This is a genomic window from Pseudomonas frederiksbergensis (assembly GCF_001874645.1).
GTDB lineage: Bacteria > Pseudomonadota > Gammaproteobacteria > Pseudomonadales > Pseudomonadaceae > Aquipseudomonas > Aquipseudomonas frederiksbergensis_B.
Genome location: NZ_CP017887.1, coordinates 109783 through 122235 on the forward strand (window position 1 = coordinate 109783; position 12453 = coordinate 122235).

A 12453-nucleotide genomic window follows, 5' to 3' on the forward strand; every position below is an offset into this window, starting at 1 on the left:
AATGGCGCCGTTGCTGACTGGGCATATCCTGAACACCGGGCAGCTACGGTGTCTCTTTCAATCATTCCTGTTCTGCGGTAACTGCCATCACGCTCGCTACGATTTTCCACGAGAGCGCACCGAAAAATAGCCATCCAAATGTGGAAACCAGCAGCACTCCGGCACCCAGCGCCTGGTGCAGATTGCCTGCTGCTTTTGCCGCTGCCTGTATAACGACTCCCGCAGGCAAAACAATCAGAACTGGTAATAGCACTCGCTTGCCGGAAACCTTGACCAGACTGTTTACCTGGTCCGCGTTGCCTTCGGCAACCACCCCCAGTGAAAGACCAATATTGACCACGAAGTGATATATCCCCCCAAAAAGGATCAGCGGCGGAACGAGGATCATCTGCTGCTCGATAGTCGTGGAAAACAGGATGACGTAAAGCGCCGCTTGCTCAAAAAAACTTCGTTCCAGAACCGTTCCCTGGCCAGGGGAATGAGGGGGACTCGCAAAATATTGCGAATAAAGCATTAGGCCAATGAAGACGAAATGCATTCCAACCAAAAGTACGAGGATGGGTTTAGCAGATAACCGTGGCAGGTTCAGCCAGTACGAGCCCTTCGAGATCTGCCGATAGCAGGTTGCAGCAACGGGCGCCCCGGTGTCTTTGGCGAACGCTATCGCCACAATGATCAGGAAGAACGGTGAGCTGATGTTGAAAAGGTGATAAAGCGCCTTTCCCCCCATCAAGTAGATAGTCAACCCAAACCCACCAAACATCGAGGCGGCTAGCAGGTAGCACGGTAAGGCTTTGATAGAGAGAGCACCTGCACCAGCTAACCACTCCCCCCAGTTTTTCCAATAGAGCTTATGCGGTAGCGGTTCCACTCAGTGTCCAGGTCGTTAGTAAGTGAGGTACCCCAGCGGGACGCCGATAATGATCCCGGCACCAGAGTCGATGAACACGGCGATTATTGCAGACTTAGTCCAAAATTTTTCACTCGGTATGGACGCATCGAGATGATGAAGATCTTCCTCGATCGTGCGGTCGAAAGACGACCGTGGTTCAAAAGCTGCGAAATTGCAATGACTTGACCACCCAATTGCATTGCCACTGACCAGGCATTTGCATTCGTGTTGACCGCCCGTTTGCATGCGGCTTGACCAAAACACGCCGTAGTGGCGACCGGCTGCTACTATCACCAACTAGAGCAGAAGGCCATCTCGGTCTGACTCAAGCGGAGGGGCGTCCACAGAAACCGGGGCGTTTCAGGAGTCCTTTCAGTGTGGATGAATTAACTTCATCGGGGAGCCGATTATGCGAAGAATGATCAGACCACCTGCAGCGTTGCAACGTATGGCGCTCGCTCTGAGCGCTTTCTTAGTTGCGTCACCGGCCCTCTCTTGTGGCAGCGTCCTCGACGTGGAATGCAACTTGACACATGGCGGCCTTAGCCCTGAAAACATAGGTAATCAAACCGGCATAGTCATACAGCAAGGCTCAAACACGTTGCAGAAGGCGGGGCAAGATGTATCGAACGCACTGAATGAGCTACAGGCGAACCTTTTGACCGGACCGGTTCTGGAGCAAGCGATTCAATCATCGCGCGACACCGCGATAAACGGCTCCATGCCCATACCACCTCAGATCCGAAGGAATCTCACGGGGTATGCCAGCGAGGAATCAATGAACCAAGTCCGGTACAAGGTCGGAGATAACGGATTCGTGAATCTAGCGCGCCTTCTCGAACAAGGTGGTGCAGCGGCAGCGGTCACGTTGATCGATGTCGTGGTCTTCCGGGGGGAGTCTGACGCGGAAGATGAGGCGCTCTGGGCACACGAACTGACGCACGTCGACCAATACCGAAACTGGGGTGTTCGAAGCTTTGCGGTTCATTACGCTCGAAACGCCAATAGCGTTGAGGACGAAGCGTATGCAAAAGGGAATGGCTATCTCGCTTGGGCACAGCGATCAGGCCCAGCACCCACCCCAATGCCTGCCCCCATTCTTGTAAGAAATCCTCCTGGCCTGCCGAGTGGAACTGTCATGCAGGCGTGCGGCTGTTACGGGCCGACCACCGGCTTCAACCCGGACGCAAGATGTGCCAGCGGTGGCATCATGGCGACTGCCTGTCAAGGATTTTGCCCTGGTGGTGGCGTGCCGTATGGATGGGTGTGCCAATAGCGCAGGAGCGCAGCAGACCACTCCCACGGTCACTAAACCCCCAGAGCGCCAAGCCGGTAAGCTTATGACGGGTGGCCGTTCTCTGCCGATCATGGCCACGAAGCGTACTGGTCAAAACCGATGCAATCGGTGGTCAGAACGAATGCAAGCGGGTGGTCAAGTGGAGTGCAATTTTCCAAAAAGCCGACCGCGGCGTGTCATTCGCGATTCTTGCAATCTCATCAAGTGACTGCTGTTGCCTAAGCAGCAGGTCACCTGCTTGGATATTCTTCGCTTCTGGAAATGGACTGTGTGGACATCGTTTTCACCTCGACTTTAGGTGTCGAAACACTATCCGTGCAGCCTCTTCGCTTTATCGCCGATTCGCCCCTCTAGAGGGGGTTTGTCGTCTAACTGCCCCCTTGGACGGGGCTAATCAACCCTCCTCCCATGGCCTGCAACTTGTAGAGTTTGCCCACATCGGGTGAGCAGCGTCTGCAAAGAAACCGCTGCTGCCAGGCAAACGGTTCCCCTGAGCACCCTTGCATTATTTCGGGAACCCACAGAATCGAAACGAGTGAGGGCCAAGCCCCCCGTTCAATTCAATGAAGACGGCAGTAGCCGGTCACGGAGGAAGATTGTGAGTAACAACATTTCTAGCCTTAAGGCCCTGGCGGCCAGCATCACGCCAAAAAAAGAAGGCGACATTGGTGCCAAACGGGGAGATTTTTACTCATTCCCTTTGGACTTGTTCGAAGAGCAGCCAGGGTTCAACCCTAGGAACTACGACAATCCAAAAACCAAAGCCCACATTGAGAAACTCGCCCAGGCTTATATGGCAGGGCAAATGTTGCCGCCGTTGATAGTCCAGGTTGTTGACGGTCGCTTGATTGTTCGTGCGGGACATTGCCGACGCCTCGGCGCTCGACTTGCTAGAGAGCGCGGCGCACAAATTCTGCGCCTCAGCTGTATTGAAATGAAAGGTGACGTGAACGAGCAGGACGCTCTTTTGGTTACTTCTCAGGACAGTTTAGACCTCTCACCTATTCAGCGTGCCCGCGTCTACATGCGCTACATCAACCGCGGCATGTCTCCCGATGAAGCTGGCGTTTACGTCAACAAATCCGGCAAGCACATCAAGGAGGAGCTCGAACTGCTCGCCCTACCAGATGAACTCCAAGCCCTGGTCGAGGATGATGTCGTCAAACCATATCTCGCTCGAAAACTCTTCAAGGTTCACGGTGGTGAAAAGGCCCTAAATATGGTCCTGGCCCAGATCGCAGCTCTTGAAAGTGAAGACGAGAATGATCCACAACAGCCTCTTGTGCCTGGCGCAACTGCCACTCCAAAAAACCGAAGGGTCACCGAAAAGCAGTTCAAGAACGTCATGCCATTGACGATCAAGAAAAGTTTCGCTCAAACGATGTTCAACGGTTTTTCAAGCCTCCGGCAGCATGTGAAGGACGCCCAACCGGACGCAACAGACGGCACGATCCAACTAAAACTACCTGCTGATATCTTTGCCCAACTGGACACGATCCTGGCTGAGGTCGAGAAGCTCAAAGCGAAACAGTTGGCACCAAAAACAGACGGTACCGAAGAAGGCACAAACGACGACAACCAACAGCAGTTGGCCGTTTAAATCTGGAAAGGAAGAAGGGAAATCAAATGCTGATTCTTACTCGACGTAACGGTGAAGCTATCAATATCGGTGATGACATCATCATCCGTGTTCTTTCGGTTGACGGTGGCCAGGTCCGGATCGGGATCGATGCCCCCCAGGAAGTCCCAGTACATCGGGACGAAGTCTACGAGCGTATTCAGAAAGAGATTCCGCGCAAGCGCACTGCTTGATCCCTCACATCGTTGCGCAATGCTCTGCACTTAAGGAAAACCGCCGCTTACCCCGAATGGGGAGGCGGCGTTTTTTTGGCTTTCGTTGTAGGGCCTGAAATCAAAGCTGCATAATCGCTCAGATTGCTGGCTAAACACGAGGCTCCTTACCAGCTCCCGTAGGGGATTCCGTACTTTTCGACATAGCGTTTGGAGGCATCCTCCAAAGGGAAGTAATTCCCGCCGGATCTTCCAAGATCGGGTCCCAAGGGCACTATCTCAGCTTGGCCGCGTGCGACTTTAACTGGTCGTTGACACTGATCACGCACCCAAATTTGTACTATGCCGCCGGGGGCCAGACCTAGCTGAACAGAACCCCCTGCACGAATTTCCTTTAGTTCCGGATATTCTGGACAGTCCTTTGTTACCGCATCATGCATGATCTGCCGTGCGCTTTCCGGTATCTCAAACCACCCTTGATAGGATTGCGGCTCGACCAGAGATTGCCAACGCACGTAGATCCGAACAGGAATTTTAGCACCTACAACGGTTCTTTCGTTGCCACCAATCCCCTTACGCCAACCACGAGCCGCATCGGGACTGCTGTTTTTTCCGCCGGAAGCTACGCCGCTTCCGACCCGGCGATAAAAGACGCCATCAACATCAACAACAGCACTGTCTTCGACCCAAACACTCATAAGGTTGGGCTCGGTAAATCCCAGCTCCCAAGGTACTGAGTCTGGATCTGAGTGCCCCGTTGAAAGCCCCGTCGCTTGGCAGGCACTCAGCAACAAGATCCCCAACAAGATCCATAGTGTTCGCATGTTCGTGACTCCTAGTCGGGTACATGGGGATGTTGCACGCGAATCCCATCCGTCGTGGGTGCATTAAAATAGAGCAGCGCCACACTGGTACGCGGCGTTGAACCTTGCAGAATCGTCGGAGGGTTCCAGTTGGCTGAGGTGTGAATATACCTCAGCTTGAGCAGGCGCTCTTCGACTGGTGTCGTACTGTAGTCTCCCACGACAAAGCGATCACAAAGCGCTTGAAGCTCCGTCGGAATGACATAACTCGAATTCTGCACCTCGATTGCTTTGAAACGTACGCCCTTTTGCTTAGCCAACTCGTACATGACTCGCAGGTAAACCCGTGATAACTCGCCGCGTACCGGTCGCTTGAGCTGCAATGCCGCATAGACACGCTTGTAAGGGGTCAAACGGTCCTGCTCTGACGGTGGTAAGCCCCGAACATACGGTGTCACGACCTCCAGCATCTCTGCTGGCCAGCCATTGGCCTCCCACTTAGCCTTCATCTGTTGCGCGTCGCGATAGATCGACGTGTATTTCACGTCGGTCGTGACTGGAACATCCAGCGCCAGCATCGGGCTGACTAGCAGGCACTCTTTGCTCTCGGGAAAGTACCCGCCGCCAATGTCGGAATGGACACCAGGCAGCGTGTACTCGGGATGGTCGGCTTTAACGCGGGTCAGGGGGAAGTTGGCGCGAATTTCATCCCTGGCAGCCAACTGGACGACATTGGGGAACAAGCTGCGAGGCAGGTAAAGTTTAAGCCAGGGTGCTGTTTGGCTTCGCACATAGCCCAGATTCGCCAGACCACCCACCGACGCCACGGTATCAAACAACCCGACAAAGCCCATGCGGATATCGTGCTGGTATTCACCACTGAAGGTTTCATGGAAAGCTCGACGGAACATCTTGATGGTTTGCCCCAAGGGGCCTTGCTGACCTAGAGCCACTTCGTTGGCAAAGTGGCGTGCAGCTGCTGCGCCCCTACTGAAACCAAAGGCATCGAAAGTAAGACTGATGATTTTAGAGTCAGGATTGGTCTGGAAAAGTCGGAAAATTCTTTTTGAGATTTCACGAAAAGACTCCTCTACTTTGCCACTCACGCCCGTTGCGCCGCGTCCCATGCCAGCGCCCATCATGCTATCTGCTTGACCGGATGAAGTTCCTATCCCATCAACGTAAAGCATCCGGAACACTTCGCCTTGTAGCTTGGATTCTTCCGTTTCTTCGGTGGAGTAGTACAAATCGCTGAGTTTTTTTATGTTCGACTCATCATTTGCATAGCTGCTATCCGGGTCAGCCATATACGGCCTGCAGCTGGCGTCCAGGTCTTCAGGCTTGATGGCATGAGTTGCGCCGCACAATTGCCCCAGCGCGCTGTTGTTCGCGTTGTTCAACGTACCGTCGAAGAACACGCCGATGCGCAAGGTGATACCCACGGGCTTTTCTTCGTCCAGTTCCTCTTCTTCTTCCTCTTCTTCTAAAACCGAGTCGTCAGCGGCAGTGGCCGGTGTGCGCGCAGTTGCCGCACCAGGGGGTAGGTAGCTGGAAGGTTCAACCTGATGAACAGGCATCGGACTGACAGGGGCAACAGGTGCAGGAGTGAAGCTGTTGCCGATGATGATGGTCGACGACCCACCGGTGATGGTGTCGCCATGAGTGCCTTGCGAGCCAGTGACCAGGGCGGCCTGACCATTGATCTTCACCGAGGACATGGCCCCCATCGTCAGCACACTGCCGCAGGTGGTGCAGTCAGTTACGCGTGCTGCGGATAAACCATCGAAAAAGACATTAGGGGAACCTGAGTCGATTGCAGTTGCGCCACAGCGGGGACAACTGACGGTATCGGTCTTGCGGGCAGCGGGTTTGCCGGACATTGCCGACCTCCATATCAGCACATTGAAGGGCTTGGACCATGCCGACAACCAAAAGTCCCAACAATCAGATAATTCTGAAAATAACAAAACCGAGTGCAACAATTTGTTTCCGGCGTACTGCTTCGATCCACTCCTTAAGAATGTGCTCTGTGAACACTCCAAGCCCTGATAGTGGCGGTTTCGTGGTTGCAGCACTGAACTATTGATAACGAGGGCAGCGAGGCGCTTGATCGCAGGCTGCACAAACCTGAAGGACAGCTACCCTCGGGCTCGCAGCACCTCGACGGGTTTTCAGCTCCCAGTATCGATTCCAAAGCGCAACAACTTGTGTTGTCGCCAAGAGTTTTACCGGTAGATAGGTGGTAGCACCGTAGCCGGTGACTCTGATGTAACCGACGGGCGAAACTGGGCGCCGATAGCCCAAGAGTGTTTGTGATTCGCGCTCCAGGATCACCCTGTACACAGAGAGCTGAATAACATCGCGCATGTACGCCGCAGCCTTCTTGCGACGCTTCGTGTCAACAACAAACAGAAACCGGCCGTTATCGAAAACCTGATCGCAGCGCCCATGCAAAGGTACGGGCATGGTGGTACTGAGATCTCTCTCCGACATGACCACAGATGCGCTCCGCAGCTCAGCGGGCAGCGGCTCTCTCCAATTGGTCAGGCGTGAACTGTTTTCTTGTCTCATGCACCTATCATCCCACCCCCATGGACAATGCAAGCTTTCAAGGTCTAACACTTGGCTAGAACATTGGCAGGTAGTTGCGTTTTCCATGCAGATGCAATGATGAGGACGATTACCCACTGGATGGAACTGCTATGACCCAGACAAAACACCCACGCTCTGTATCAGCTACAAACCTATCGAAGCTTGGCCACTGCGAAATGCTCGTAGTCTTGGGTGAAGTCGCTGCACAGTCCGCAGCGTCTCGCGCTCGAACTCAAGCAGGTAACAAGGAGCACGATCGTTTCCATATTAGGGCCAGCGTGAACGCAGCCCCCCCTGTCAGGGGGCGGATTGGAGCGAAGAACATCGACTAGACGGGGCATCGTACCCTCCAAATTAGGAGGTGTACGTGACCCTGATGAACCTGTTGATCGTTGAAAGTCCGACCAAAGCGAAAAAGATAGAAAAGTTTATTGGCCCTGGCTGGATGGTCACGGCCTCCGCGGGGCACATTCGAGATCTGCCCTCGAACGAAATGGGCGTTTCAGCACCAGACTTCCAACCCGAATACGTCGTTTTGCCGGATAAGGTAAAGACCGTTGCATGGCTGCGAAAACTCGTCAAAGACGCTGGCACCGTTTATCTGGGTACCGACCTCGATCGCGAGGGCGAAGCGATAGCCTGGCACTTGCTTCAGGCACTCAAACCCAAGAAATATTGGCGAGTCACCTTCAACGAGATCACAAAAAAAGCGATCCTCGACGCTATCAAATCTCCCCGTGAAATCGACATCAACAGAGTCAAGGCCCAAGAAACCCGAAGGGTGCTTGACCGAATTTTCGGATACTACGTCTCCCCCTGGCTGACCAAAATCGCCGGGATTGGTAGGAGTCTTTCGTCAGGCCGCGTGCAGTCTTCTGCACTGCTGTTGATCGTGCTACGTGAAAGGGCCATTCGTGACCACGTCCAGATCGAGCATTACCGCCTCGACGTGAAGTTTCACATGAATCTCAGTGGGGCTCCCGGTGGATCATCTAAAACATGGACCGCGACATGGGAATACGGCCCCCTTTTCAAAATGCTCGAACAAGAACCACCGGCACACTTCACGGACAAAGCCTTCATCGACCGGTTGGCCATGGCCATTCAACAGCAACGAGGCTTTACCGTACAGAAAGTCGTTACTCGCAAGACTTACCGAAAGCCCCCTCCCCCATTTACGACGTCCACGCTGCAGCAGGCCGCATCCTCCCGGCTGAAAATGAATCCAGATGAAACCATGAAACTGGCACAGTCCCTGTTCGACTCCGGGGCGATCACCTATCACCGCACTGACAGTCTGAACCTCAGCGATGAAGCATTGGCCGCGATTCGCGATTTTTTAACGAGTTCTGGGCAAGCTATTCCCGACTCTCCAAATACTTGGGAGTCAAAGGAAAGTGCCCAAGAGGCGCACGAAGCGATCCGCCCCAGTGACATCGAAATGCGCCAGTTTGGTGATGATCCATACTCGCCCGACGCCCAGCTCTACCGCCTAATCTGGATGCGCGCTGTCGCTAGCCAGATGAACCCTGCTGTCTATGATTCGACAAAGGCTGTGCTGCTGAGCGATGTTGCGCTCAAGGGTCACCAACAACCGTTTCTGGCCAAGGGACGAGTTCTGCTTGATCCCGGCTGGATGGCCCTCACTAAAGGGGATGAGACAGAGGAGGAAGGTACCGTCCAGGACAATGAATCGACAGCGCCTCTTCCCGCGTTGGTCGATGGCCAGCGCTTGACGGCACTTTTACCATCAGTCGAAACGCAAAAAACACAGCCCCCTGCCCGCTTGTCCTTGGCCGGACTCGTTAAGGAGATGGAGCGCCTCGGTATCGGGCGGCCAGCTACCTACGCAGCCACCCAGGCAGTCCTTGAAAAAGGGGCTACATGGAAGTAAAGGCCAGGATGATCTACGCGACAGCACTTGGCGAAGCTGTCGCAGATGTCTTGCAAGACTACTTCTCTTTCATCGAGCTCAATTTTACGCGGCAAATGGAGGATGGCCTCGATCAGATCGCAGCGGGCAAAGCAGGTTACAAAGCTGTCGTGTCCTATCAGTACAACATCCTGCAGGCCGAGCTGGCAGCCGCCTCTAATGCTGGATCGACTCAGGCCTTTGTCGATATGCGCGCGGATCTCATCCCCTGTCCTGTGTGCTCCGATGGAGTGTTTGTTCGTAAGAAGGGCGGAACCGGCCACTTCTATTCCTGCAGCCGCTATCCCGACTGCAGCGCCACAGCACCTGAAGCCAAGGGGAAACGTGGTGAACCGCACAGCCCTGACTTGGACCGCCTGAAAACCGGAAATGAGCCCAAGGCAGAGGTGGTACTCAGCGAACAGAACTGCCCTAAATGCGACAAACACAAATTGGCCCTCAGAGAAGGGACTCGGGGGCCATTCTGGGGATGCACCGGTTTCAAATCACGCCCAGCGTGCAAAGCCATTGTCCAAGATCTGGATGGCATCCCAGATATCGAGAATTGGGTTGAGAAACCCAAGCAACCGCGCAGAACCTCAAGAGGTGCCGGACGTTGAAACTGGAGGTCGAGATTTGCCTTGAGGCTTCAAGCAGCGTCGGCATTGGAAAAAATGACATCGCTCGCAAGGCCACATCTCTCGGGGGCACAGTCCGAGAAGTCCTCGATCTCTGGGAGCGGCTGGAAAGGCGGTCGCTCGGACTGTCCATCATTCAGGCGATAGTAGGAAACCACCTGTACCTGATGGTCCCAGGCACAGGCTTGTCTATCGCCATGGATGGGGTTGGCATTCGGTTACCATCCCCGGAAGAGAGGGCTGCATTTGAGACGGCTCTCCAATTGGGACAGGTCCAGATCGCCGTGATCCATCACATGACACAGAGCCATCTGATCCTACACCAGGCAACGGGGATTCCTCTGGCAGGGATGGACGGGTTTAGCTCCGAACGGAGTTAACCAGCCAACTCCTGCCACTGGTAATTCTGCCAGTCCATTATTTGGCATCCCTGACCAGGTTGGTGGGATTCAGGGGCTGGAGACGCCTTCCAGAATCGACCTTTGTCATCCGCACGGTCAAATACGAACCGGACACGGCCACATTTCCCCATGGTCACGTAGGTATCACTCCAGCGTTTCAACTTCCCACCGCTTTTAGAGATGTCACCAGCAGCGACTCTCTGCCCCTGTCCGGATACGACGACAGCCTCTAGGACTACCGCCCCAGTCCCAATTTTGTCGAACCTCAAAAATGCCCCGTCACGCTGCGGAACATTAGGAGTCGGTTGAGTGCAACCTGCTATTGAAAATCCAATGGGGATCGCCAGAAGAATCTTCAGGTTCATCACTGCTCTCGTCAATGCGGAACAAAAGCGACCATGGTCGCCAGTATCCCAGGAGGTCGCAGTTTGAGTTGAACAACGATTCAAGAAGCACCGTAACTGCCCCTCTCAAGGGGGGAGCACCTCCAGGTCGGGGGGCGTTGCGCAGTTGCGTTTTTGAGGGCGCTGATAGGCTTTGAGTATTACGAGCTAATAGGCAGATGAACATGAAAAAGCAGATCACGCTGACCCAGGAACAAGCTGCAATCAGGGAGTATCGAGGTCGGCGCCTGCGCATCCGTGCCTTTGCCGGTGCTGCAAAGACCACGACCCTGGCTGAATATGCGGAGGCGAATCCGAGAGAGCGGATTCTCTATGTCGCTTACAACAGGGCGATCCGTGACGAAGCGGCAACCAAATTTCCAAAAGGGGTGGACTGTAAAACTGCCCACCAACTGGCGTACCACAGCATCGGTCGAAGCTATTCTGGAAAGCTGACCCAGAATCTCCGGCTGACGGACATCGCGAACGCCGTGGACACACGTAACTGGACAGCCGTCAAAGACATCCAGGAGACGCTGACCAACTACCTGAACAGTGCTGACCTCGATATCGGAGAGCAACATTTCAATCGCGTCGAAGCCGGTACTGAACTGTCCGGCAAAAAAGCACAGTACCGCTCCTCGGTAGTCGCTGGCGCCAGCATGTTGTGGCAGCGAATGATCGACCTCAACGACAAAGAAGTAAAAATAACCCGACGGGTATTTCAAGTTGTGGCAAACATCGTACCCAGACTTGTCCAATCGCTATACGACAATCCTCGTCGATGAAGGTCAGGACCTGAATGCGTGCTTGATTGATGTAATTTTCAGACAGAAAGCCAAGGTGATCATTTGCGGCGACTCGCACCAGCAAATCTATCGCTTTCGGGGTGCGGTAAACGCCCTGGACCACTCGGCGATGGATGGCGTTGACGAGATGTACTTGACCAGCTCTTTTCGCTTCGGCCCAGCCGTGGCTCATACCGCAAATATCATCCTCTCCTACAAAGGTGAGGAGCTCGAAATCTTCGGCGCGGGACCGGCCACCAAGGTGACGCGCAAACTTCCTGATGATATCGATCACCATGCCGTGCTGCACCGTACGGTGATGGGCGTTATCGAGAACGCCCTGATGCTTGCTGCCCATGGGCACAAAATATTCTGGGTTGGTGGCTTGGAAGCCTACAAGTTTTCCGAGCTCGAGGACCTCTATCGCTTTAGCAAGGGCGAGAACAGTGAGATTCGTCGGCGCCAACTGCTCGATGAGTACCGGGACTTCCAAGAGTACCGGGTCATTGCGGAGGAATCGAATGATCGCGAGATGGAGCGCTCGGTCAAACTCATCGACACCTACGACGATCTGCTTGAGCGCCTGGCTGAGCTTCGTCAATGCTCAGTAAAAGAAGAGTTCGACGCAACCGTCACCCTAACCACCGCTCACAAAGCGAAGGGCCTGGAGTGGGACGCTGTGAAACTGTACGAGGACTTTGCGGATCCGCTCGATCCAAAAATGGAACCCGAGGAGCGGGATGATGAGCTGAACTTGCTTTATGTGGCGATTACACGCGCCATGCAGATCCTGGCGCTCAATACCGTTGTGATCGGACTTATGGCGGATTTCGTTCAGAAAAGGGATCGACGAGCTCCTGTTGCTTCACTCGGGTAACCGGTTTTCGTATCCGCGATAATCTACCCCAAATGCAGGGCGGGTAATCCCGACATGTCTCTGCATATCAAACCTGGCC

General features: G+C 54.2%; 11 protein-coding genes. 7 read left to right on the forward strand and 4 right to left on the reverse strand.

The annotated features are described in order from the left end of the window. Window positions 1-61: 61 nt before the first annotated feature. Window positions 62-871 (reverse strand): hypothetical protein, encoded by an 810-nt coding sequence (locus BLL42_RS27925; protein WP_071555955.1) that lies wholly within the window; start codon window positions 869-871, stop codon window positions 62-64. A gap of 430 nt (window positions 872-1301) precedes the next feature. Between BLL42_RS27925 and BLL42_RS27930 the strand changes: the two genes are divergently transcribed. The 3 genes from BLL42_RS27930 (at window position 1302) to csrA (ending at window position 4001) form a co-directional block, all read left to right on the forward strand. Further along, complete coding sequence (locus tag BLL42_RS27930; RefSeq protein ID WP_081427379.1) at window positions 1302-2168, forward strand: eCIS core domain-containing protein; 867 nt, start codon at window positions 1302-1304, stop codon at window positions 2166-2168. A 619-nt stretch (window positions 2169-2787) separates the two neighbouring features. Then, on the forward strand, window positions 2788-3789 hold the full coding sequence (locus tag BLL42_RS27935) for a ParB/RepB/Spo0J family partition protein (RefSeq protein WP_071555957.1): 1002 nt from the start codon (window positions 2788-2790) through the stop codon (window positions 3787-3789). Window positions 3790-3815: 26 nt separating this feature from the next. After that, the gene (gene csrA, locus BLL42_RS27940) at window positions 3816-4001 is read left to right on the forward strand and encodes a carbon storage regulator CsrA (RefSeq protein ID WP_071555958.1); all 186 of its coding nucleotides are present in this window, start codon (window positions 3816-3818) and stop codon (window positions 3999-4001) included. 146 nt (window positions 4002-4147) lie between these two features. Here csrA and BLL42_RS27945 read toward each other — a convergent pair whose 3' ends face one another. The 3 genes from BLL42_RS27945 to BLL42_RS31200 all read right to left on the reverse strand — a co-directional run bounded on the left by BLL42_RS27945 (window position 4148) and on the right by BLL42_RS31200 (window position 7441). Further along, window positions 4148-4678 (reverse strand): DUF2931 family protein, encoded by a 531-nt coding sequence (locus tag BLL42_RS27945; RefSeq protein WP_330220795.1) that lies wholly within the window; start codon window positions 4676-4678, stop codon window positions 4148-4150. A 137-nt stretch (window positions 4679-4815) separates the two neighbouring features. Further along, window positions 4816-6663, reverse strand: a complete 1848-nt coding sequence (locus BLL42_RS27950) for a phospholipase effector Tle1 domain-containing protein (protein ID WP_071555960.1) — start codon at window positions 6661-6663, stop codon at window positions 4816-4818. 199 nt (window positions 6664-6862) lie between these two features. Beyond that, on the reverse strand, window positions 6863-7441 hold the full coding sequence (locus BLL42_RS31200; RefSeq protein ID WP_129587031.1) for a PD-(D/E)XK nuclease family protein: 579 nt from the start codon (window positions 7439-7441) through the stop codon (window positions 6863-6865). A gap of 310 nt (window positions 7442-7751) precedes the next feature. On the opposite strand from BLL42_RS31200, the gene BLL42_RS27960 reads away from it, so the two are divergent. The 4 genes from BLL42_RS27960 to BLL42_RS31210 all read left to right on the forward strand — a co-directional run bounded on the left by BLL42_RS27960 (window position 7752) and on the right by BLL42_RS31210 (window position 12374). Next, window positions 7752-9269 carry a type IA DNA topoisomerase gene (locus BLL42_RS27960; RefSeq protein WP_269086220.1) on the forward strand — a complete coding sequence of 506 codons (1518 nt, stop codon included), beginning with the start codon at window positions 7752-7754 and terminating at the stop codon, window positions 9267-9269. Then, window positions 9260-9907, forward strand: a complete 648-nt coding sequence (locus BLL42_RS30835) for a topoisomerase DNA-binding C4 zinc finger domain-containing protein (RefSeq protein WP_071555963.1) — start codon at window positions 9260-9262, stop codon at window positions 9905-9907. The genes BLL42_RS27960 and BLL42_RS30835 overlap by 10 nt, the downstream gene beginning before the upstream one ends. Window positions 9908-10894: 987 nt before the next feature. Next, the gene (locus tag BLL42_RS31205) at window positions 10895-11497 is read left to right on the forward strand and encodes a DEAD/DEAH box helicase family protein (RefSeq protein ID WP_408004045.1); all 603 of its coding nucleotides are present in this window, start codon (window positions 10895-10897) and stop codon (window positions 11495-11497) included. After that, window positions 11463-12374, forward strand: coding sequence for a 3'-5' exonuclease (locus BLL42_RS31210; protein ID WP_408004046.1), 912 nt, complete (start codon window positions 11463-11465; stop codon window positions 12372-12374). The genes BLL42_RS31205 and BLL42_RS31210 overlap by 35 nt, the downstream gene beginning before the upstream one ends. Window positions 12375-12453: the final 79 nt, after the last annotated feature.